Annotated in this window: 16 protein-coding genes; all 16 read right to left on the reverse strand. The window is 39.0% G+C overall.

Going from position 1 to position 23850, the window contains the following annotated elements; all coding sequences use genetic code 11:
* Nucleotides 1–11: 11 nt before the first annotated feature.
* Nucleotides 12–1271, reverse strand: coding sequence for a hypothetical protein (locus KTV93_RS05605; RefSeq protein WP_218250317.1), 1260 nt, complete (start codon nt 1269–1271; stop codon nt 12–14).
* Nucleotides 1272–1365: 94 nt separating this feature from the next.
* Nucleotides 1366–1767: a hypothetical protein gene (locus tag KTV93_RS05610; protein WP_218250318.1), complete on the reverse strand. Its 402-nt coding sequence runs from the start codon at nt 1765–1767 to the stop codon at nt 1366–1368.
* 11 nt (nt 1768–1778) lie between these two features.
* Nucleotides 1779–2057, reverse strand: coding sequence for a helix-turn-helix domain-containing protein (locus KTV93_RS05615; RefSeq protein ID WP_218250319.1), 279 nt, complete (start codon nt 2055–2057; stop codon nt 1779–1781).
* Nucleotides 2058–2152: 95 nt separating this feature from the next.
* The gene (locus KTV93_RS05620) at nt 2153–2911 is read right to left on the reverse strand and encodes a hypothetical protein (protein WP_218250320.1); all 759 of its coding nucleotides are present in this window, start codon (nt 2909–2911) and stop codon (nt 2153–2155) included.
* 28 nt (nt 2912–2939) lie between these two features.
* Nucleotides 2940–3413, reverse strand: a complete 474-nt coding sequence (locus tag KTV93_RS05625) for a hypothetical protein (RefSeq protein WP_218250321.1) — start codon at nt 3411–3413, stop codon at nt 2940–2942.
* An 18-nt stretch (nt 3414–3431) separates the two neighbouring features.
* A complete protein-coding gene (locus KTV93_RS05630; RefSeq protein WP_218250322.1) occupies nt 3432–4760 on the reverse strand; it encodes a tyrosine-type recombinase/integrase in 1329 nt (442 codons plus the stop codon).
* Between the two features lie 321 nt (nt 4761–5081).
* Entirely contained in the window at nt 5082–6686 is a 1605-nt protein-coding gene (gene pckA / locus KTV93_RS05635) for a phosphoenolpyruvate carboxykinase (ATP) (RefSeq protein WP_218250323.1), read from the reverse strand.
* A gap of 129 nt (nt 6687–6815) precedes the next feature.
* A complete protein-coding gene (locus tag KTV93_RS05640) occupies nt 6816–7724 on the reverse strand; it encodes a GYDIA family GHMP kinase (protein ID WP_218250324.1) in 909 nt (302 codons plus the stop codon).
* Nucleotides 7725–7726: 2 nt separating this feature from the next.
* A complete protein-coding gene (fabD, locus tag KTV93_RS05645; RefSeq protein ID WP_218250325.1) occupies nt 7727–8602 on the reverse strand; it encodes an ACP S-malonyltransferase in 876 nt (291 codons plus the stop codon).
* A 119-nt stretch (nt 8603–8721) separates the two neighbouring features.
* Nucleotides 8722–10638 carry a LysM peptidoglycan-binding domain-containing protein gene (locus KTV93_RS05650; protein ID WP_218250326.1) on the reverse strand — a complete coding sequence of 639 codons (1917 nt, stop codon included), beginning with the start codon at nt 10636–10638 and terminating at the stop codon, nt 8722–8724.
* Between the two features lie 38 nt (nt 10639–10676).
* Nucleotides 10677–12266 (reverse strand): bacillithiol biosynthesis cysteine-adding enzyme BshC, encoded by a 1590-nt coding sequence (gene bshC, locus KTV93_RS05655; protein WP_218250327.1) that lies wholly within the window; start codon nt 12264–12266, stop codon nt 10677–10679.
* Between the two features lie 4 nt (nt 12267–12270).
* Entirely contained in the window at nt 12271–14199 is a 1929-nt protein-coding gene (locus KTV93_RS05660; protein ID WP_218250328.1) for a putative porin, read from the reverse strand.
* A 156-nt stretch (nt 14200–14355) separates the two neighbouring features.
* A complete protein-coding gene (locus KTV93_RS05665; RefSeq protein ID WP_218250329.1) occupies nt 14356–15876 on the reverse strand; it encodes a RagB/SusD family nutrient uptake outer membrane protein in 1521 nt (506 codons plus the stop codon).
* A gap of 18 nt (nt 15877–15894) precedes the next feature.
* Nucleotides 15895–18870, reverse strand: coding sequence for a SusC/RagA family TonB-linked outer membrane protein (locus KTV93_RS05670; protein WP_218250330.1), 2976 nt, complete (start codon nt 18868–18870; stop codon nt 15895–15897).
* A 327-nt stretch (nt 18871–19197) separates the two neighbouring features.
* The gene (locus KTV93_RS05675) at nt 19198–20709 is read right to left on the reverse strand and encodes a RagB/SusD family nutrient uptake outer membrane protein (protein WP_218250331.1); all 1512 of its coding nucleotides are present in this window, start codon (nt 20707–20709) and stop codon (nt 19198–19200) included.
* 12 nt (nt 20710–20721) lie between these two features.
* On the reverse strand, nt 20722–23646 hold the full coding sequence (locus KTV93_RS05680) for a SusC/RagA family TonB-linked outer membrane protein (RefSeq protein ID WP_218250332.1): 2925 nt from the start codon (nt 23644–23646) through the stop codon (nt 20722–20724).
* Between the last annotated feature and the right edge of the window lie 204 nt (nt 23647–23850).

Consider the following 23850-nt stretch of genomic DNA (forward strand, 5'->3'; position numbering starts at 1 on the left):
CTTATTTCTATTTAACAGAAACTAAATTGCAGTTGGTGTTTTGGGTAATTTCTTTGCTCAAATCTTTTCCGGTTATGTATTTCATTAAAAAACTCATTCCGTACATTATGCGCTATGTAATAAAACTGATCGGGTAAATCTAAACTCCATTTTTTCGGGGTCAAATATTTTTCCTTTAGTCTTTGGTATGTTTCAGGCTCCGTTTCACTGTAGTATTTCAGACCCGCGAAACACAAATATTTAGAGTTAGGTTTTTGCATCGAAATATTAAGACTTGTTACTTCACAAACTCGTAAGGTTTCCCGGTGGGTGGGTGTGTTAGATTCCATCTTTACTATAGGTGGAAACTGCACAAGGGTTTTGGTGGAAATTGGGGCGGTTTGCGGTTTGGTGTGTTCCGGTGTTACCGTTGCTGAAATCGTGGAAACTGCACAAAGTTTTAACTGATCTAATTTATCCGAAATCCTTTTATAGATGAGGTTCTGCAGTCCTTTTTCACCTAATATTTTGTAGTATTTCTTTTTAGTATTTACAAAGGTGTTCCGGTGGTTATTTTCCAGTATTTCTAACCAAAAATCGGTATTACAAAACCGTTTCCCTTTTTTGCTCCGTTTATCAAAGATTAAAACGTTATTCCATTCTGATATTAATACTTTTGATAATAGGCTGTAGGTGGTCGGTTTTAGCAAATCTGAAAGGGTTTTAATACCTTTTGATAACAAGTATTTACTTTGTCGGGTTTTGCCCTCAAATCTCATTAAATTAGGCTGTGCATAGTCAGGAAAATTTAAAGTTTTGTTATATGCCTTTACTCCGAAATAAGAAGTTCCTGCAAAATAACATTCTGCCAAATCCGGATATTTTATAAATTGGTTTTTATTGTGAAACCTTAACCATTTCACCACCTCTGAAACATTGCCTGGCGTCTCAAAATTAACTCCAAATTCGAGGTTATTAATATAACAGTCATCAGGAACCAAACCGAACCGGGTAATAAGGTTTTCGAGCGTTCTAATGCAGTCAGAAACTGTAAAATCGTTAGCATTATGCAAACCGTTATTAAAAAGTTTGTGCAAACTCCCGGAAACCTCCAATTTATTTGGGTGTTTAGACAAAATCAGATTTACAAACTGTCTATTATCTACCGTTCTAATTTCACCAGTATTTTTGTTTACAAAACTATGTTCACTCTTATAAACCAAATCTGAATGGCTCCAAATTCTGTTAATCAGATCAGTATTTTTTATTTCAAATTTGATATAATCTAACATTGTTTATCTATCTTTGTTACAGCAATGGTTTTACCAGTTGTTAGGATTTGAACACCGTTAAGGGAATGCAGTTTTGCAATCCCTTTTTTTGGCTCTAAAAATTATTAATGAGCTGTTTAATCAGTCGGTTTCTATAGTCAGGGTTTCCCTTTGGGTAGAATTGTTTGCACACCCTTAAAACCACCGTTTCCCAGTCATCGGGTACAAATACCACTATAAGAGATTTAACACCGTTTACGGGCAAATCTGAATAGTAAAAATTAGGGGTTCCCGTTGGTCTTAACCCGGCTAAGGTGCATTTAGTCCAGTTGGTAGCGTTCCGAATTCTTAAAAGGTTTTCGGCTCCCGAAATAGAATTAAAACCGTTGTTCTTTTCGGTACGGATCAGATCAGGCAAAAGTCCGGGAATGTCTGCAGAATTTAAAAGGTATTGCCGGAAAGTCTTTTTTACGGTTTCTATTCCGTAAACCAGTTTATAATTGTCAGGGTAGAACATCGCAATAAATATTAATCGTTAATAATCATTGCGTTCTCTATCTCATCTAAACGGTAATAAACCCGGGAACCCAGTTTATAACTTTTGATAATATTCCGTTTCCGGTATTCGTGAATTGTTGGTTTGGTAATGCTGAACCTTTCGCAAATTTGCTCTGCAGTATAGTATCGGTTCGGCTCATTGTCTTTGAAAGACTTTTCGAGATCAGTTAATAAGGCAGTTTTAACTTTACTTACTAATTCGTTTAGAAAATTATCGGGCGTAATGCCGACGAAATTAATTGTTTCCATTTTGTAGCGTGTTTAATTTAACGCTACAAAGATTTTCTAAGTAATTGTTAAGTAATACTTATTTTAAATCGACTGAAATAAAAAAGACAAACTGTTTAGTCTGTCTTATCCTTTATTCTAAAAGTGTTATAAATTTGGGTTGCCTTTTTTACTGTGTTTTCACTGAAATAAGGACTGTTTTTGTTACCATGGTCGGGTCGTATCAAATAATTACAATACCCCGTTAAAGTGCCTTTTTGGTTATCTATTCCCGTAATTGATTGTATTATTTCGGTTAAATGGGTGGCATTATCTGAATATTCTAATTTTTTAATTAGTAAATCAATAATTCCCAGTTTGTCCAGTACTATTAATTTCTCTTTCGGTTTAAGTTCGTTTTTACCGGAATAATCATTATCGGGAATTTCAGAGGTTTCCGGTGGCTGACTTTGCAACTGACCGTTATAAAAAGGGGTTTTTAACCTGTCTTTTTGAACAATAACATCTGTTTTTATTTTTTCAATAATTGCTGTCAATTCCCTTAATTCCGGTTCTGTTTTAAAGTATAACGCTTCGTGCTGACTCAAAAATGATTTACCCTTTAGTATCTGCTCTGAAAGATTTTTAATTTCATATTCGTCAGTTTCTTTTTGTAATAATGCTAATGCTGTTTTAGTGTTGGAATCAATATTTAAAATATTGTCATAATTAAGGTCGTGTTTGTTTTTTAATTTCTTATAGTGATTATGATATAAATCGTGCAAATCTGTTAAATACTTAAAGTATGTTATATTTTGACTTGCATAATTATTAAAAAAATCATTTTCATAATTTTCTAAAAAACTTTTAAGGTTATCATAAATAGGTATTTCCATAATTGCGAGGTTTGAACGGTTGCTGAACTTAATTATTTTCTAAATATTTTATAATATTATGCCTGTAGGTTATTCTGTCTTCTATCGTTTCCGGTTGCCATTCTATTACTTCATTGAAATTGTCCCAGTCTTCGTTTTCATTTCGATCTACAGAAAACAGTCTATCCCGAGATAAAGAACTAAGGGAGTAAACCTCATCAAACATTGCTAAATTATAGGTATAATTAGGAAATAACTGTTTGTCTTTGGGATTACTTTCTAAAACAAAATTCCCGTCTTTGTCAATATCCCGAATAATCCCTAATTTATTTCCTGTGTCTTTAGTTAGGACAAAACAACCGGGTGTTTCAATTTTTGACTTTTTACAAAACAAAACATCATTAAAACAGATGCTCTCTGCCTTTCCACTGTGCATTTTGGAGGTTATTACTTTAAAAAAATTAACATTTTCCGGAAGTGTTGGGGTTTCAGCGTTTAAATCAATTGGTTTAGGCGTGTTCATAACTGTAAGGGTTTAAAATTAATTTGCGGTTTTGGTTTGGGTTGAGGTTTCCGGCTCCGGTTGCTGTTGGGCTGTTTTCCAGTATTGCAGTATTTCTTTTGATTGGTCGTTAAAATCCTTACCAATATAATTAAGAAATTCCTTTTCCGTTTTGTGTCCGGTAACTGCCATTATTATCGGGGTGGGAACTTTAATATAATTGTGGGTTGCAAAACTCCGCCTGCAGACGTGCGACGAAATTATTTCATGTAACGGATATTGCCCGTAAATAAATCTTTTGGTTTCGTCATCATATTTTTTGCCAAATTCCAAACGGTTAATTTCTGCCTTTTTTGCTATTGTCCGTAGGTGTTTATTAAATATGGTTTTTGCACTCTCAATATTATCAGAAAATACCGGGGGAAATTGTCCGTTTCTTTTATCAATTATCTTTTTAACCTCATCATGTAAAGGAATTAAAACCCCGTTTTTGGTCTTTTGTTGGTGCAGATTAATAAATATATTCCCGTCTATATTGGTAAACATTTTGGGCGTCATTGTAAGTAAGTCAGACGCTCTTTGCCCGGTATAAAAACCAATAATTAACCAGTCTTTGGCGGTCTGCAGTTGAGGTTCCAAAAAAGTAATTTTCTGTATTTCCTGCAGTTCCTTTTCCGTTATAAATATTGTGGGTGTTTCCGTGGTATATCCTTTAATCTCATCAATATTTTTATTGACTTCAATATTTAAGGTTTTGGCGTGGTTTATAATGGTTTTGGGATATTTGATATAACGCCCTATTGTTCCTTTGGCTATTCCCTGCCCCTCTAAAAACATCTCAAATTTATTTGATACTGATACGTCCCAGTCAGATACTTTTAACCGTTGGTTTTGTGATTTTAGAAAATCGTTAATTTTATTAATTACAGTAATCTGTTTTTTGGTGGTGGCGTCGGTTATCCTTTTCCCTCTGTTTTTACGGAATGGTAAAACGTCGGTAATGTAATAGGCTAAATAGTTATCTAAATAGTCCAGTTGCTCCAAACGACGTCCACCGGAATAATAGGCTGTTAAAATCTCATCTAACCAAATACCGTTAATTATTTCGGTTTCATTCCGTTTGCGGTACTGCTCCAAAATAAAAGATTCAATTTTGATGAGGTTTTTTTTAACGTCCTCAATATGTTTTAAGGTGGTTTTGTCTGCAGACTGAATGTTTTTAGGTTTCCCAGTCTTTGGGTTCCACTGATCCGGGTTTATGGTTTCCCGGGTTTTGCGTTTAACATCAATTATACGAGCGTCTTTAAAACGTGCATAAATAGGGGCGTTGTCTTTTGCAGACTGCAGAATAAATTTAACGGTTGCCATAATTGTAAGATTTGAACATAACAAATATACAACTTAGTCCGCAGTTAGTCCGCAATTAGTCCACAAATATTTAATTTATTTTAATCCATTTAACACCTCATCAAATTGAAACAATTTATAAAACCTCATCAATAGGGCATTTGTGTTATTTATAAGGAATAAAAAAAATCAGCCTGATTTAGACTGATTAAAGGTTTATAGTCCCTCCAACTCCACATAACAATAATAACTCACTGATTAAAAGTGGGTTATTTTTTTGTATAAAAAATTCCCCCAGCCGTATGGTCGGGGGAATTTCTAATACAAAACAATTAATTAATTCTAAAGTTGCGGTCCTGCAGCAACCAGTCTCTGACCTTCTGCAGTGTCGCAATACTGCTCAAAATTCTTGATGTAACGTGCGCCAAGATCTTTTGCTTTCGCTTCCCATTCTGAAACTTCAGCATAAGTAGCTCTCGGATCAAGAATTCCGTCGGTAACATTAGGCAAAGCGGTTGGGATTTCAAGGTTCATTACCGGAATAATGGTTTTATCAGCTTTTTCAATGGATCCGTCGATAATCGCATCGATAATCGCTCTGGTATCTTTCAGGGAAATTCTTTTTCCGGTTCCGTTCCAGCCTGTATTTACCAGATAAGCTTTTGCTCCGTGCTCTTTCATTTTCCCGATGAGGGTTTTAGAGTACATGGTTGGATGCAGCGTTAAAAACGCTTCACCAAACGCCGGTGAAAAGGACGGTTGTGGTTCTGTAATACCTCTTTCGGTTCCTGCAAGTTTTGAGGTATAACCGCAAAGGAAGTGATATTGTGCCTGATCTTCATTCAGGATGGAAACCGGCGGCAATACTCCGAATGCGTCAGCAGAAAGATATACGATTTTCTTTGCGTGTCCGGCTTTTGAAGGCAATACGATTTTGCTGATATGATAGATCGGATAAGAAACTCTCGTGTTTTCGGTAATTGAATTATCAGTGTAATCCGCTTCACCGTACTCGTTCACCACAACATTCTCTAAAAGTGAATCTCTTCTGATGGCTTTATAAATATCCGGTTCTTTTTCTTCAGTTAAGTCGATCACTTTTGCATAACATCCGCCTTCATAATTGAAAACGCCGTTGTTATCCCAACCGTGCTCGTCATCACCGATAAGATATCTTTTAGGATCGGCAGAAAGTGTGGTTTTTCCTGTTCCGGAAAGACCGAAGAACAAAGCAACATCTCCGTCTTCACCTACGTTGGCTGAGCAGTGCATAGATGCCATTCCTTTCAGTGGAAGGTAATAATTCATCATGGCAAACATTCCTTTCTTCATTTCACCGCCATACCAGGTTCCGCCGATAATCTGAATCTTCTGCGTCAGGTTGAACATCACGAAGTTTTCAGAATTCAGTCCCTGCTCTTTCCAGTCTGGATTGGTAGTTTTGGAACCGTTCATCACGATGAAATCCGGCTCGCCAAAAGTTTCAAGTTCAAAATTGGAAGGACGGATGAACATATTCGTTACGAAATGCGCCTGCCAGGCCACTTCCATAATAAATCTTACTTTAAGTCTGGTATCTGGATTGGTGCCGCAAAAAGCATCAACAACATATATTTTTTTGGAGGAAGAAAGCTGTTTCAGAACCAACTGTTTGCAGCTTTCGAAAATTTCCGGTGTCGTAGGAAGATTTACATTGCCATCCCAGTGAATTGTATTTTCTGTAACTTCATCTTTAACAATAAACCTGTCTTTCGGTGAACGTCCTGTGAAAATTCCGGTTTTTACGGCAACAGCACCCGATTCTGTCAATGCTCCTTTTTCAAACCCCTGGTTTTTAGCAGACATTTCAGCTTTATAAAGCTCTTCGTAACTTGGGTTGTAAACTACTTCTTCATAACCGGTGATTCCTAAATCATGTAATTGCTGGATAATCTTGATGTTCTTCATAATGACTTAATATTTCTGATTCTTTTTAATAAAACAAATTTACCTATTATAGGTTATTAAAATGGTTTTAAAACTACTGATATTCGTCAGAATTCACAAGAAATTTAAAAATACGCAACTTGCTTACAATCAACTTATTAAATCCTCCCACGAAAAAAAACGGTGAAAACCTTTTCCCGAAAAATAGTCTTCAAAACCTGGAAATTTTCTGCTCATTACAAAATCGCCGCCCCATGCACCCAAACTTTTCACGAATACGGGGCATTGTTCAAAATAGTGTTCTTTCACCTTTTTAATTCCTAGAAATTCCGAAAGCTTTCGCTCATGAACTTCCATTAATTCGGAGAATAAACCGATATCCTCAGCTTTCATAATTTCAGAAGTCAATGATGAAAAAATTTCTATTAATTGAGGTGATTTTGCCTTTGACCGGTAGAGGTTGATGCCCTCCCGGCTGTCCTGCTTCTGATTGAGGTGGATGAAAATAAGTTCATCCTTAAATTTAGGACTGAAAAGTATGGGATGAATGATTCTGCTTTCGGCCGTATTCTGATAAAGTATCGCTGATTTTTCTTTCGCAACTGCCACATCGTACCCGCTTCCGCCTAAACTGAGTTCATTCAGTACAAAAGCATCAATCCCGGCCCATTCTGCAAGATTGTTCATTAAAGTAGAACTGCTCCCTAAACCGTAATCAGCAGGAAACTGAAGATTTGTTTTTATATGGTAAGTGGAATCTCTCTGAAATTGAGTGGAGGAAAGTTGCTGCACATGCTTAAGAACCTTTAAAACAAAGTCCGCTGGTTTCTGAAGATTGGCGTTTACGATTTCCCAGGTTTTATAATTGATCGCTGCTTTTAACCAAAGTTGCCCCTGATGAAAAGCTTCCCAATAAACAACGGGATTTCCATTTTCAATTTCCTCAAAAAAAAACTCCTGCCCCCATTTTGTAGGTACGGCAAGAGCTAAAGCGCCATCGAGGACGACATATTCTGAGGTGAGCAATAATTTTCCCGGTGAGAATATTTTACCCGTCATTGCTAAACTGCTGATGAAAAAGTAACCTCGCTGTTGATTTTCTTTATAAGACCCTGCAGCGTTTTGCCCGGACCTACCTCAATAAAATTATCAGCACCGTCTTTAATCATATTCTGTACAGATTGGGTCCACTTTACCGGACCGGTAAGCTGCTTAATAAGATTCTGCTTTATTTCCTCCTGGTCAGTTACAGCTTTTGTAGAAATATTCTGGTACACAGGAATCATAGCTGTTCTGAATTTAGTCTGTTCGATTGCTGCCGCTAATTTTTCCTGTGCAGGCTGCATTAATGGGGAATGGAATGCACCATTCACAGACAACATCAGTGCACGCTTTGCACCGGCTTCCTTCATTTTTTCGCACGCCAATTCTACCGCGGCGGTTTCGCCGGAAATAACGAGCTGCCCCGGACAGTTATAATTCGCAGGAACTACAATTCCATCAATGGATGCGCAGATTTCTTCTACTTTGTCGTCCGCAAGACCAAGAATGGCTGCCATAGAACTGGGATTTGCATCACAGGCTTCCTGCATCGCGTTCGCGCGGGCAGCCACAAGTTTCAAACCGTCATCAAATGACAGAACACCATTGGCAACCAAAGCGGAAAATTCGCCCAGGGAGTGGCCGGCAACCATCTCTGGACCGATCCCGTTGATCGTTTTAAGTGCTGCAACTGAATGAATAAAAATGGAGGGTTGTGTGACTTCTGTTTTCTTTAAATCCTCTTCAGTTCCTTTGAACATAATCGACAGGATATCGAAACCCAGAATATCATTGGCGGATTCCATAAGATCTTTAATGTCTTTGCGGGAATCGTACAGTTCCTTGCCCATACCCACAAACTGTGAACCCTGCCCCGGAAATACAAGTGCTTTCATATATATAATTTAGAAAAAAATTGTATCAGCTGACAGGTGAACCTCATCAACCGAATATTTAAAAATCATCGTCTTCTTTAGATTTTATTTTCCTGATCTTCAGAAAGACTGTTTGTGTTTTAGTTGGGAACCAAACGTACAACTCTGTACCCTTTGTTCACGTATGCGCCATTTCTGGTCTTTTCAAACTCGAATTTAGTGGCAAGTTGAGTCTGCACTTTATTCATCTGTTTGAAGATTTCTCCTTTTTTGTTTTCGCGGCTCAGCATATCGTTTACAACATCGAAGCCGATCACCGCATATTTAGACGGAGTTTTGCAATATTTAGCTTTATAGGCTGCCAGAATTTGTTTTTCAAAATCACCTTCAGTATCAATCTTTCTGTCCATTAAATAAACAAGATTCGCAGCGCTGAGATCATCAACTTTCTTTTCGAATACCGGCGAATAATACATACTGAAAGCCCGCACATTAGCAACTTCCTTAGAAAGCGCAATCATCTGGCTCGCAAATGAATCGCCAACAGAGTCTTTATCGTTTGCCAAAACGGCTATAACAGGTGCTGACTGGCCCGTCATCATATTTTTATCGAGTTGAATATCGAGCGGAGAGTTTACAATCACGACCGAAGCATTTTTGATCTCCTTTTCAATATTTGATTTCAGATAATTGGCTTTGGATCGGTCTTCATCGGCTACGATAAATATTTTCTGATCCGAGTAGGCACTTTTCACTTCCTTCACAATTCTGTCTGCATAAACCATTTCGTTGGTTTCAATAAGAATCAGATTATCGTACTTCAAAAGATCTTCAGTATTGGCAAATGGTGCTACTACAGGAATTTTGTTCGATTTCACATAATCCAGAACCTGAAGAACACTTGATTTGAAAAACGGCCCGATTATTAAATCGGTATTGTCGGAATTGATCTGGGTTAAAGAATTCTTGAAACTGCTTTCATTTCCCGCATCGATTACTTTTACATCCAGTTTTTGACCTTTGGCGGCATTTCTTTCGATGGCTAATTTCGCGCCCGCAAGAAAATCAAGAGAAAGTGTTCTGGCTCTTGAATCATCGGTATCAAAGCCGAAAGGCAACATCAGAACTACATTCAGTGCATCACCGGATTTTTTCACATAACCGGCGTCAAGTTTTTTAATTTTGAGAACCATTCCGGTTTTCAGACCTTGTGAAAGGTTCGGATTCAGGCTCAGGAGTTGATCTAAACTTACGCTGAATTTATTTAAAATCCCGAAAACCGTATCGCCCGCCTGAACGGTATAAGTTACATAATCATCACTTACCGACGTGGTCTCATAAGTGTTGGTAGAAACTGTTTGAGCTGCCGGAACCGCTTTTGGTTCTTCAGCAGTTGTAGTAGTTGTCGCAATATTCCCCTTCACTTTAATCATTTCACCCGGCTGAAGTCCTTTTGCTTCCAAACCTGGATTCAGAGCGAAAAGTTCCTTTTGGGTAAGATTAAATTTACGGGTCAGCTTATAGTAATTGTCTTTTTCCTGAACGGTATAAGAATCATCTGGAGTAGTGTTTTCCGTGTTTTTCACTTCTACAGTAGCGGCTGGGATTTTCACTTCTGTTGTTGTTGCAGCAACAGGTTGGGTACCACCAAATTTATTTATTTTATCTAACGGCAATATAACTTCGTCGCCTATTTTCATGTGAGAATCCAGATTTGGATTCAGTTTCCTCAAGTCGGCTTCCGATATATTATATTGCTTGGTAATCCCATAAACAGTCTGTTTGGGCTGCAGAATAATTTTTCCTAATGCTGAAGTTCCCGTTTTCTCGGCAACCGCACTTTTTACACCACCCGTTTTATTAACTACCAGTACTTCGCCAATGGAGATTTTACCTTCTTTTACATTGGGATTCAGTTTATATAATTCATCAACGGAAATCCCGTATTTTTTAGAAATATTATACGGATTATCGCCTTTAACAACGGTATGTGTCTTTTGGGCGTAAAACCCAGAAAAGGCGATGAGACTTGATAGTAAGAAAAGTTTTCTGATCATCTGTTATGATAAATATTTACAAAAATACTGCTTTAAAATTAAATGCTGAGAATAATTAATTCGGATTTCCGGACCTCTATCTCCTCATAACAACTTTGAAGCCATTCGTGACCGTAGTCTGCATAAAAAACAGAGAAGTTATACACGCGTTCCTGCCAGTTTTTGCCGGGATGAACAGTTAAAAACATTTTCTCCAGCCTCTCAAGCTTTTCGTTCTGCTTAATTTTTTCTGCGCGCAAAAGACGTTTTCTCATCCTTTCAAATGATTTTAACTGCCTTGTTTTCTCTGCATTCACGAGGCTTCCGAAGCTTTTATCGGTTTGAGCCGCTTGGGCAGAAATATCATCGAAACCCTTCTTTAATTCATGCTCTTGCTGATCTAACAGCTGAAGAATCTCATTATTCTCAAGCAAAATATCTTTGGTTACGGTTGCAAAGTTTTTAAAGAAATCATTCATTTTCAGTCCTGATTTCTCTGTCTTGTTCAAGGTTTTTTCAGTGACAAAAAGGAGGGAAACACGGGGAATCAGAACAGGAAATACGAGTCCGATTTTGGTATAATAATCCTGCAGTTCCAGCCAGTACATGATTTCGGCATTCCCACCGATATAAGCCAGATTCGGCAAAACGGTTTCCTGATAAACTGGCCTTATTAAAGCGTTCGGACTGAAATTTTCCGGATAGTTTTCAAGCTCTTCCAGAAGTTCTGTTTCACTAAAAGAAATATCAGTATCAACAACGATGTACTTTCTACCGTCAAATTCGATTCGGTTTCTTGTTTCGCTGAGATAAAACAAATTGATTTCACGCGGATTTACCTGCACTTTTCCGTAGGTTTCAGCTAAAACTTCCACCGTATTTTTGGTAGAATGATAAAGTTCCTGATGAAGCATTTCATTTTTGAAAACTTCTTTCATCTGGTTTTTCAGCTTCCGGTCATCACCATCAATCACCAGCAAACCGTAATCTGCGAAAAGTTCCTGAACCAAAATACGCGTAGCCTGGGCAAGAGAATTTCCTTTTTTATAAGCCTTCTTCATCAGAAGAACGAGCTCTGTGCCATAAACAGCATCTTTAAATTCACGCTCAAATTCAGAAATGAAAAAATCATCTTCCACCAAAATTCTGCCTACCGGCCCACCAGATTTCGCTTTGGTTTCGTAGTAATTCGATTCTGTTTTAAAATGATTAATCTCCTCGAAATCGTGATCTTCAGTCGCCATCCAAAAAATGGGAACTGTATTGCGGTTTGGAAATTTCTCATTCAGCGAATTGGCCAGTTTTATCGTCTGCAGAATTTTATAAATGAAAAAAGCAGGCCCTGTGAAAAGGTTGAGCTGATGACCTGTTGTCACAGTGAAAGTGTTTTCGAGAAGGAGTGAATTTAAATTTTCCTTCTGTTTTTCAGCCAGCTGAATTCCCGAATACTGATCTTTTAAAACATCGAAAAGCAAAGTCCTTTTTTCGGAAGTAAATTCCCTGGCTTTTACGCTGAACTGATTGTCAATATTCCCGTCATTAAAAAGCAGATTTTCGAAACCTTCAATTTTCTGTGTCAGGAAATCCTTGATAAGCAACGGGATGCTCTCAATATCCAGAAAAGATATGCTGCTGTGCTTTTTGGCCATAATTTTAACTGAAAAGATACCACACGATTCCTAGGTTCAGACGGAAATCATAAATCGGATAATTGGGCGCGGTAAACGACCTGTTCTGCATAAACGTAGTGTTGAGGTGCTGCGCTTCAATAAAGAAAAACATGCGCTTCACTTTCATATTGAAATATACGTCAGCAATCGGCTGCCCGCCGATCATTTGGTAATTTGCACCCGGAAGAATAAATTCATTCAGGACCGGAAAATACTCGCGGGAGGCAAATTTTGTAAAATAATAGACTTTGATCCCGGCCTGAATTTCGGCGGCTTTTTTAAATGCTTTTGCCTGCCAGAAAAGATTGGCACGTCCTATAAAATTCGGCATGGGCAACAGATCTTTGTTACCGATTGCGCTTTGGAACAACACTTTAGGGTTGAGATGGAAATCACCGTAAGAAAAAGTAGCCTCGCCACCGATCTGTGAAATATTGAGTCCTGAAACGCTTTGCTGAGGTTGTGCAGCAGAATCCAGATAAGTATAATTATCAATTCTGAAGTAATTCGCAAAAACTTTACTCTGAAACCATCTCAGGTTCACATCACCCCCGATTTCTGTAACTGTTTCGTTGTTCGGGTTTTCCAGATAATAGTTGAATTGGCGGTAAACTGAAGGGTTCATCAGCAGATTGAAAGTGGGTGACGCACTTTGAAAATTAACCTTTGCATTCACGAAATAACCTTCAATAGGTTCGAATTTCATTAAATTCTGGGAGCGGAGAAATGTTCCGAACTCACTTCCGTTGGAAAATTCAAGATTAGAATTCAATGCAATTTTATCCCAAAGTCTGATCTGCAGATTTCCTACAGCGCCGATTCTGTTTTCTGAAAGTTCCTGCGGAATATTTAAAGATGCCGGTAAGGCCGTTCCAATTCCCAACTTGATAAGTTGGTGACGTACGCCCGCATCGAGCTTGAAGTTTTCTTTATCGAAAAGCACACTTACCGTGTTGCTCAGATTCTTTGAATATTTTTTTGAAGAAAGCGGATAATCGATTAAACCCGCAGCTTCGTCAAAATAATACGGTTCCGGAGACTGTTGGTTATAATAATATTTGTTGCCCTGATGGAAAATAGTATGGCGGATCTTGAACGGAAACTTTTCCGAGGCAAACGGCCGGAACTGCTGACTGAAATAATACCGTCGGTAACCAAAACGGGTATCTGAAGAGGTGAGATTCACAGGAATATTCAGGCGGTTGTCGAAATTGCTGTTGCCGCTTAAAAAGAGTTCTGTATCAGCGATTCCACCATTCTCCTGATTGTTGACATTCTGATGAAGGAAGTGTGCGAACGCTTCATATTTATTGTTCTTCGATGTATAATGCCCTGAGAAAACAACATTATTATTGGATGCCAGTGAATTCTGGTACATCCCAAGGGAACGCAATCCGAGATACTCTACTGCGAAATTAAAATTCTTACCAATATTTTGAGTGTAAGTTGACTGAAGTTCTGCCCCGCTGCTCACTGAATTGTGGTAAATAAAAGCAGCAGTCGGCGTTTTTACATCATAATATTTCACATCGTTGATGCCCAAAATATTGAATGATTTATTGGTCGGCAGAAGCGAAAGATTCTTTTCTGTATTCACTTCAAAAACCAAAGGCTGAAATCCCGCTCCTATATTCGCGAACTGAATTCTCCCGAAATTATCGCGGTTATTGTACTGCGAAAAAATAAAAGTTTTGTCGTGGGTAAAAACGGTATCGAAAATTTTCTTCTCGGAAAACTGCGTATGGTACTGATAATCGTAAATGCTAGGTTTAAAGATCTGAAGTGAATCTTTCTGCCCGGAATCGATAACGAGGGTATCCTGCGGCTTCACTCTGTTGGAATCGGTTTTATTGATCACCTGCGCATTAAAACCGTAGCTGAAGAACAGAATACAGAGAAGAAGATATTTCATCTATTTGCTTTTATTGTTGATTAAGCCGCATGAAACTCAATTTACCATTGGTCACCTGAAGCCGTTTCATTTCCTTGAGGTTACAAATGTAAGAAATATGGGGAAATAAAAAACCCCGTAAAAAACGGGGTTATTATGAAAGCTTAAAGCTTAAATTTAATATCCTGGATATTGCTTAAGGTTCACATTAAAGTTAATCGATGTTTGGCTCAATGGCATCACAAACAATTTATCATTTGCCGGAACATTACAGTTCGTAGTACAGTTTGAGTTCTTGATCAGAGGCAGATTATGTCTCTTAAGATCAAGGAATCTTTGACCTTCACCATAAAATTCTTTAGCCTTTTCTGTTAAAATATCATTCAACAAATTAGCGCCTGTATAGGTATAGCCACCTCTGGACAGCGCGAAAGCGTTAAGCTCGTTAAGGGCTGTAGCAGACTGGCCTGTAAGATGAAGCGCTTCAATTCTGTTAAGTTGCGCTTCAGCAAATCTGAATATTTTAATATTTCTCATGAAGTTACCAGTGCTTGTCAACCTCGGATACTTATTTGTCCATGCTCCAGCAGGATTATCTGTTGCCGGCAGTGTAAGTGTAGATAAAAGTCCTGCGGGCAAAGCGGGTGCACTGGTTTTGGTATCTCCTCTTCTTACATCCGGGGATGTACTTTGCGGAGTTCCATTTGCCAGAGGTGGTAAATCAGTATGCGGAAAACTGTCGAAGAAACTCTTGGTAAAAAGAAGTGCACGCCTGTCCCCACTTACTCTGTTATAAAGTGTTGGCATTGCAAGGTTGGCACCCACACCGGTTACTAAGTTCGAACTGGAGTTCATATCCAGTTCCCAGATGGTCTCTGGATGATTTTCGGAAAAATCATCGGAAATTCCAGCCCAATAGTTCACATAATCGGCTTTAGCAACTGGTGCAAACTCTGATCCGCCGTTATTAACGATTTCTGTAGCATACTGCAAGGCTAATTGAGCATCTCCTGCAGCTCTGCGGGTAAGATAAACTCTTGTTAAGATCAGTTTAGCTGCCGTCTTGCTAAGGAATACCTTAGACGAAGGAGATTCATCAGCATCTGCCAAACCTGCATTTAAATCCGCAATAATCTGTGTATACACCTCTGCCACAGTAGCTCTTGCCGGTTGTATTGAAGAATCGTAATTCCCTAATACAATAGGAACACCATATTCCTGATTGATGCCAGAGGTAGGTGCCGGCGAGAAATAATTCACCAAAGTAAAATATGCAAATGCCCGCAAAATTCTAGCTTCTGCCTTCATTCGGATTACGTTAGGGGAGTTGGGAACCTTGGTGTTGTTGATCACCATATTACAGTTCATGATCGCATCGTACATTGTACGGTAAAGCCCTCCTGTATCGTTATTCAGCGGGCCGTAAGTCATGTTCGCTGTCAGTGTGTATGCTTTGGCACTTGTTACATATAAATTATCTGAAAGCACATCTCCCAGAGCCATTGCATCTGTTCCGAACCCACTAACAGAACCCATTGTAAGATAGCCTGCATTTACAAATTTCTGAAGTTTATCCTCCGAATCTATATCCTGAATATCGTCCTGGCTTGGCGGGAACAGCTCCAACTCCCTGTTACTACACGAGTTACTGGCTGAGATTACCAATAGAGACGAAACTATTATTAAAAACTTTTTCATTATTATAATATTTATCTTTTAAAAACCAATTTGAATACCCATCGACATTGTTCTTAGTACCGGTGAAGCATACCAGTATCTTCCTTTTCCTAACCAGGACCACGCATTGGAATTTGATTCCGGGTCATAATCCAAATCTTTGTCGAAGACGTAAGTAAGCAGGTTGGTTCCTCTTAAATATATTGTTAAGTTATTAAGTCCTGTACTTTCTTTGAAGTTTTCGCCAAATGTATATGCAAGCCTCATTTCCTTTAAACGTATATGATCTCCTTTGTTGATGAAACGTGAGGACTCTAGTCTTGATGTACTTGGGTTCCCTACAATTGCTTTAGGATTAGCTGCCCCATAGTTTTCTGCTCCAGGCGCATCAGTCCAGCTATCGTATAGCGCATCATTAATTTGATTACGTGTAGGGAAAGCACCATCGTGGATGGTATAGGAGTGGACCCCATTCTGTACGTAATAATCGAACTGTCCTGAAAGCATGAAACTCATAGACCAGTTTTTATACTTCAATTCATTGGTAAGACCTACGTTGTATACCGGAAATGCGCTTTTGCCCATCCACGCTGGGGTAGCCTCCTCTCTTTTATTAGTAACGTCAGTCTTATCACCATTTGTCCAAAACAACGCATCTCCTGCTTTTATCCCTTTCGAAGGATCGTCTGCCTGAGCGATACCTGCCCATAGAACGGCATAATATTCCCCAAATATTCGGCCTGGCGCCAACGCTGCAAAAGCATTATCCGCTCCTCCCGGATCTTCAGATCCGTTTTGTCTCAACGTAAGATTATATTTGTCCAACATGGTTTTTGAATATGCACCATTTGCGTTTATCGTCCATCGGAAATTCTCCGACTGGATCGGTGTAGCTTCAATAGTTAACTCAAATCCTTTGTTATCAATTGTGGCAATATTGTCATAGAAAGAGGATGGACCTCCAGTCTCCACAGCAGGAAAACTGCTGTCGATTGCTTTATCTGTAATTTTATGGTAAAAAGCAGGTGTAAGTTTAAGGCGGTCATTAAAAAATCCTATATCTGCGTTGATGTCCAGATGTTTAGCTTCTTCCCAAATAAGCGCAGGGTTACCCGGATTAGCAATACCTCCATAACCACCGTTTCCACCCCATCCGCCAGTGTTGGAGTTATAACCTATCAATGCATAGGCATTATACTGCAAGCCCCATTGATCTGCGTAAGGAATATTTCCTAGGACTCCGTAACTTGCACGAAGTGTGAAAGATGAGAAAGCACTGGGCAGAAAATTCTCATTGAATACATTCCAGGAACCTCCTAAAGACCAGAAATTACCCCATTTTTCAGTTCCCAATGTTGAGTTTCCGTCCCGTCTCACCTGTGCAGAAATGGTATATTTATTATCGAGGATATAGTTTAACCTTCCAAAATACCCAATCTGCGTCCAGTCATAATCATCAGCATAACTAAGAACCGATCCTTCCTGTGCAAACTGGAAGTATGGTCTCACGTCGGTCATAAAGAATGAATAGTTTGTGAGGTTATTATATTTGTGATTCTGGTACTCCATTCCACCGAGTAATTCTACATTATGTCTTTCGGCAAAAGTATTTCGGTAAGAAATACTGTTTGACCAGTTCCAGTCCCAAATATTAGTCCTTGCATCCTGCAACATTCCGAAATTATCGGAATCTGTCTGTGCGGTATAAATCGGGTGACCCTTATCGATGACCTGCAACTCCCGCATTGGTTGATACTGAGTACCGAACAATGAATTAAACGTTACGTTTTTGACAAATTGGTAATCCATATTAATGGACGCCAGGAATGTATTGATTGTTGAATTCTGGTAGGCATTGGCGAGGATAGATGCCGGGTTGAAGCCCGAGGTCATATCTGTCGCTTCAGGCCATGCTTCCTGATTGAATGTTCCGTCGGGATTATAGACAGAACGTAGAGGAGACAACATGATGGAGTTGGTCACAGGGTTTGCAGAAGCTCTACCCCCCATGTACGTATTTCTTTTCACATTGGAATAGTTGGCATTTAAACCGAATCTCAGTTTGTCTGAAGCCTTATGATCTACTGCTGTGTTTACACTGATTCTATCGAATTTAGACGATTTAATCAACGGCTCATTTTGGTAATAAGAACCGCCGATTCGGAATGAAGTATTCTCGCCGCCACCAGATGCACCAAAATTGTAGGTATTAACAATTGATGACCCTCTGTTAACAACTTTCTGCCAGTCAGTATACTGTCTTGTATATTTTATACTTTCAGTATCGGGAATATAAGTATCCAGATAATACTGCGTTGCCTGATCCAGCGTGGTAAAAGTCTGTCCCAGCTGCTGCTGGCTGTTCCACATAAGGATTCCGCCGTATTTTATATACTCATCTCCGGTCATGAGCTCAAGTTTATCATGGGCCCTGTCTTGTATACCGGTTTCAGTTGAGAATTCGAATCTGGTTTTTTGATTGAATTTCCCCTTCTTGGTTTTCACGATAATTACACCGTTTGCACCTCTGGAACCATAAAGCGCGGTAGAGGATGCATCTTTCAATACTGTAACTGATTCAATTGAGTTGGGATCGATAACAGCTAATGGATTCCATGATTCCATCATCTGCGCATTATCTGCTCCTTTTCCGATTACAATCCCATCGATCACATACAATGGATTTGGAGTACCAATTAAGGAACTTACACCTCTAATAATTACCATATTAGAAGATCCGGGATCACCACTGGCTGAAGAGAAGTTAAGACCTGCAACTCTACCATTCAATACCTCGTCAACGGTAGAAAATGGTGTAGATTCAAAATTGGTTTTACCTACAACACTATAAGAACCCACTTTTTGTGCAGGATCCAGTTTTACTCCCCCTACCAGTACCACTTCTTCAATATCCTTTGTTTTTGTAGCAGTATCTTTCTTTGCTTTCTGAGCCATTAAAGTATGTCCGCTAAAGAACAGTACACCAATGGTTAAAACTCGTAATTTTACATTCATATTAACACATTTTAATATTTAATCTCGCAAATATGTTAATTTATTTTAACATAACCAAATTAAAATTCCCATATCATTAATAATTTTTTTGTTTTATTAACATAACTTCCAATTTACTGCTTTTTAATTTTCGAAGTGACAACTATTAACGCAAAACGAATGTTAAATAATTAATTTTGGCTATTTGCCGATAAAAAGATAAAGCCACCCTTTTGGGTGGCTTTATCGGATGAAAAATCATTTGATATTGATTTTTACATTTTTCTCACTATCATATGCTTTTAACCAATTGATGGTAAGAGAAAATTATATTACCTAACATCTATTCTAAAGTTCGTTCTGCTCAACAAGTCCTTTCGATGCATCAATTTCCGCCTGAGGAATGAGCCATGTCCAAAGCTTATCGGCTGCAGGAACAGTAATTAAGTTATTCACTACAACAGGTGCGTAGTTCGTATTTGTTCTGTCCAATGGCAAGTTCAGCCTCTTTAAGTCGAGGAATCTGAAACCTTCACCCCAAAGCTCAAGTCTTCTGCTTGTAAGAATTTCATCGATATATGCCTGACCAGTTTTTGTGCTCGTCACATAGGCAGGGTTCCTGTTTTGCTCTAACTGTGTGAACACCACTTTTGACTGTGCTTCCTGATTGTTTCTTGCCAAAGCTTCCGCCTCAATAAGATACATCTCGGCTGATCTCATGAAAGGAATGTCACCTAAACTTGTATTTGCATCAATGGCACCCTCTGCATTTACAGAAAGAAATTTCTGTGAGGTGTATGGTACCTTAAGATAAGTTGAAGGCAAATTGAGTGAAGTATGCGCTCCCGTAGGATCAATTACCTGTGTTCTTACGTCCGTTGCAGGGAAACTATTGAAAAGAAGTTTGTTGACAACTTTCGGTGCCTGACGGATCTGAGAAGAGTTGTAATTTCTGGACATATATGCATGGAAGTTACCGAAGTAATCAGAAGTTGCAGCAACCGGTTTATAGCCCCACATCCATTCACTTACAGCATAGCTGTTAAATCCAGATTTATACACAGTGTTGTTCATTAGTGCAAAGCCTTGTCTTGCTTCATTTGCATAAGTGGCAGCGTTTGCGTAGTCTCCTGTTGTAAGCGCAACTCTCGCCATAAGGCCCTTTACCACATTTACATTAAAGTGTGATTTGTTAGATCTTGCTTTACCGTTGAGTAGTGTTATAGACTGCTGAAGATCAGCTTTGATTTGGGTATAATTAGCTTCCAAGGTAGCACGAGGAATAGCATCCATGCTATCATCCAATCTTAAAGGAACCCCCAAGTGAGTGTTTGTACTGCCTGGAATATATCTTTTAGCATAAATCTGATTCAGCATGAAGTAAGAATATGCACGGAAAGCGTAAGCCTCACCCATTACTCGCTCTCTTTCGGTAGCATCACCTGCAGCTGCAGGACCATAATTGATAAGGTCGTTAGCCATCCTGATTTGCTCATAGAAGAAATCATAAGGATAGAAGACATTCGCAGAATTAGCGTTCGCATTATCCAGCCATCTTATAGTGCTTACAAACCAGTTCGGTCCAGTTGCCGGAAAAATAAGATCTTCACCCATTACGTCCATATAAATTAAGATATGGGTTGCGCCATTTTGGCCCTGACTTGCATTCTGACGCAGGTGCATATTACGGTGCATCCCGTTAATCACTGTGGACATATTAGCAACGGTGGAATATACGGTCGATGAACTCACCGAATCTGTCGGATCTGTTGCGAGATACTCTCTCTCACAGGATACTGCCGTGGAAAGTACTACAGTTGCGGCAGCTACAAAAATTGATGTTTTATTGAAAAATTTCATTTTAATTTAAATTTAGAAGGTTGTACTAAGACCAAAGGTAACAATTCTGGAAGTGGAGTATCTGTTAGTAGTGGTACCGTTGAATGACTGATAAGGCTCCAAACCTTTTCGCTTGCTTGTCATCCAGATATTCTCACCACTTACAAAAAGTTTCAGATTCGAAATTCCAACCGATTTTACAAGATCTTTATTGAAGTTATACCCTAACGTTGCATTTCTCAACATTACATAGCTCGCATCGATCAGCCATCTTGAAGAAGCTGCAGCAGGACCGGCAGTATATGATGAGTTCATTACGGGCACGTTTGTAATTTGACCAGGGGTCGTCCATCTGTCGAGCATATCCGCATGAAGCGCACCACCTTGAGGATAAGCTGTCATCAGAGCTGCGTAATTTGTATCATAGATCAATCCGCCAAATTGATAATTAAGCGCTGCAGATAGTTCCCAGTTTCTGAAATTGACTGTTGTAGAAACATTTCCAAAGAAATCTGGTATTGCTGATCCCTGGTATTCCAGCAATGCTTTATTCTGGTTGGTAGTAACTTTCTGTCCATTTACTGTTCTTTCATCAGTAGCATTCAGTACAGATTTAGCAGGATCCAGCACGAAAAGTCCTTGTCCGTCAGAAGAATCTACTCCAGCCCAGGTTCTAAGATAGAATGCGTAAATGTCTTTCCCCTGTTCAATTTTCTTCGATCCGTTAATGAAGGATTCGTCAAGTTTGGTTACTTCATTTTCATAAGTTGAACCAAATGCGGTAATATTCCACTTTAAGTTTTGATTACGGATTACGTCTGCTGAAAGTGTAATTTCATAACCTCTGTTAACCATTGCACCAATATTTGTCACGACTTCGTTACCAGGTACACCTGCGTTAAGCGGTTTCTTCGTTGCAAAAAGAAGATCACGTGTTTCAGAGTTGTAGTACTCAAGAGTACCTGTAACTCTCCTGTCGAATAATTCAAACTCCAGCGCTACGTCGCTTTGTGCTTTTGTTTCCCAGTGAACATCTGGATCTGCTACGGTTGAAAGTATGGTTCCGGCTTCGGTTCCGTTATTATAACCAATTCCGTATAATGATTTAAATGCATACCAGCTGGCCAGGGTATCATTTCCAACCTCGCCGTAAGATCCTCTCAACTTCAAGAAGTTAATCTGACCGATGCCGTTCATGAAGTTTTCCCTTGAAATTACCCATCCTGCTCCTGCTGACCAGAAAGACTGCCATCTTACCTCGTCTCTGAAGCGTGAGGAACCGTCCCAACGGATAGATCCTTCAAGAAGGTATTTCTCCTGATAATTATAATTCGCACGCCCGAAATAACCCTCCTTACTTCTTCTGTTGAATGATGAACTTAGTGATGAGTTGTCTACGAAATTATCGAATTCGAATTGATCTTCAAGAATTTGTTGCCTCTTGTAGCCATATAAATAGTCATACTTTTCTTCAAAATTTTCATGACCTCCCATTAAGGTGAAGTTGTGATCTCCAAAAGACTTGTTGTAAGTCAAGATCTGGTTCCATGTAAAATCTCTGCGGAAATAGGCAGTTCTGGCCGCAGAACCAATTCCTATCGCGTCACCAATTAGAGTATTGGTGTAGGTCTTATTAAGAGTTCCTCTATAATTGTATGATCCGTTAGTACGGAAAGTTAGCCCTTCCAAAATCTGTGCTTCTGCATACACATTACCCTGAATATTGTAGGCGTCAGTAATATTGTCATTCAGTAGTGTTTCCCAGACAACATTTCGTCCGGATGCTGCATCAGGTCCACGCATAGCTCCGTTATCGTACATTACGTTTCCATCAGCATCGTACATCCTTTGACCTGTAATAGGATCATGTTTATAAGGGCTATAGATCGGGCCCATGCCACGTGTCCATCTATAAGGGTTTACAAATGCTGCGTTATTATTTTCGCCATCTACTGCATTAGAACCGCTAGAGAAAGATCCATTAAGACTTGTCCCCAATTTTAACCATGGTTTAACTTGAGAATCAGCATTTAAACGGAGTGTCATTCTTTCGAAGTCGGATTTTATTACATAACCTTCTTCCTTCATGTAATTTAGAGATGAGTAAAAAGTACTTTTATCATTACCTCCAGAGTATGAGATGCTGTGTTCGTTACGCAAGCCTGTTCCCATGATTGCATCAGCCCAATCAAAATCGTCATACTTCAGTTGCGCATTTGGATTAAAAACGCCATCAACAATCAATTGGTTATCCGGGACATTGAAGACATTAGTTTTAAGATTACCTGAAATAAGGTTTGCTGTCGCATAAGCATTAGCAGTAGGCAAAGTCTGCCCTGCAGTCAGTAATCTTCCATTTCGCATTGCTTCCCATGTAAGCAAATAATAATCTTTCGGGTCAACACGATCATACTCCTGTACAAATCTACCAATAATACCAGTACTGGAATTGAGAGTTACCCGCGAGGAGTTCTTCTTCCCTCTTTTAGTAGTTACCAAGATTACCCCGTTAGCTGCCGAAGAACCATATAATGAAGTGGAAGCAGCATCTTTTAGAACGTTTAGACTTTCAATATCATTGGGATTAATCGAATTTAAGTTTCCTGAAAACGGTACACCATCTACTACAATCAGCGGTGAGTTGCTTGCTAAAAATGAACCTGCGCCACGGATTCTAATTGCAGGGGCATCGCCTGGTTGACCGGAGGATGCAGCAATCTGAATACCTGCCCCCGCTCCGTCCAGAGCCTGAAGGACATTAGAAACTGGCCTGTTTTCAATTTGTTTCGCACCTACTTGAAGGTTAGAACCTGTTAATGTTGATTTTTTTTGCGTTCCATAAGCGACTACCACTACTTCATCAATATTCTGAACTTTGGTAGTGTCGCTCTGGGCCGACAAGTGCTGGGCCGCGAAAAAGATTGCCCCAATACTTAATACTCTTAACTTCACATTCATATTAACACTTTTTTAATATTATAGCGGCAAATATGTTAATTTTTTTTAACATTACAAACTGTTTAAATTAATATTGCTAATAAAATAGGTGAAAATATGGGATTATAGTAGCTAAAAAACCTAAAACCCATTTATTTGATAATATTTTTGTATTGTTGATAAATTACGAAGCTCAAGTTTAGTTTTTATTGAGGAAATTTTATT

The sequence above is a fragment of the Kaistella faecalis genome, assembly GCF_019195395.1.
Lineage (GTDB): Bacteria > Bacteroidota > Bacteroidia > Flavobacteriales > Weeksellaceae > Kaistella > Kaistella faecalis.

Bases quoted from the DNA above. Each gene is read 5' to 3' on its own strand.
- KTV93_RS05605 (WP_218250317.1), bottom strand. From the start codon at position 1,271: ATGTTAGATTATATCAAATTTGAAATAAAAAATACTGATCTGATTAAC.
- KTV93_RS05610 (WP_218250318.1), bottom strand. From the start codon at position 1,767: ATGTTCTACCCTGACAATTATAAACTGGTTTACGGAATAGAAACCGTA.
- KTV93_RS05615 (WP_218250319.1), bottom strand. From the start codon at position 2,057: ATGGAAACAATTAATTTCGTCGGCATTACGCCCGATAATTTTCTAAAC.
- KTV93_RS05620 (WP_218250320.1), bottom strand. From the start codon at position 2,911: ATGGAAATACCTATTTATGATAACCTTAAAAGTTTTTTAGAAAATTAT.
- KTV93_RS05625 (WP_218250321.1), bottom strand. From the start codon at position 3,413: ATGAACACGCCTAAACCAATTGATTTAAACGCTGAAACCCCAACACTT.
- KTV93_RS05630 (WP_218250322.1), bottom strand. From the start codon at position 4,760: ATGGCAACCGTTAAATTTATTCTGCAGTCTGCAAAAGACAACGCCCCT.
- pckA (WP_218250323.1), bottom strand. From the start codon at position 6,686: ATGAAGAACATCAAGATTATCCAGCAATTACATGATTTAGGAATCACC.
- KTV93_RS05640 (WP_218250324.1), bottom strand. From the start codon at position 7,724: ATGACGGGTAAAATATTCTCACCGGGAAAATTATTGCTCACCTCAGAA.
- fabD (WP_218250325.1), bottom strand. From the start codon at position 8,602: ATGAAAGCACTTGTATTTCCGGGGCAGGGTTCACAGTTTGTGGGTATG.
- KTV93_RS05650 (WP_218250326.1), bottom strand. From the start codon at position 10,638: ATGATCAGAAAACTTTTCTTACTATCAAGTCTCATCGCCTTTTCTGGG.
- bshC (WP_218250327.1), bottom strand. From the start codon at position 12,266: ATGGCCAAAAAGCACAGCAGCATATCTTTTCTGGATATTGAGAGCATC.
- KTV93_RS05660 (WP_218250328.1), bottom strand. From the start codon at position 14,199: ATGAAATATCTTCTTCTCTGTATTCTGTTCTTCAGCTACGGTTTTAAT.
- KTV93_RS05665 (WP_218250329.1), bottom strand. From the start codon at position 15,876: ATGAAAAAGTTTTTAATAATAGTTTCGTCTCTATTGGTAATCTCAGCC.
- KTV93_RS05670 (WP_218250330.1), bottom strand. From the start codon at position 18,870: ATGAATGTAAAATTACGAGTTTTAACCATTGGTGTACTGTTCTTTAGC.
- KTV93_RS05675 (WP_218250331.1), bottom strand. From the start codon at position 20,709: ATGAAATTTTTCAATAAAACATCAATTTTTGTAGCTGCCGCAACTGTA.
- KTV93_RS05680 (WP_218250332.1), bottom strand. From the start codon at position 23,646: ATGAATGTGAAGTTAAGAGTATTAAGTATTGGGGCAATCTTTTTCGCG.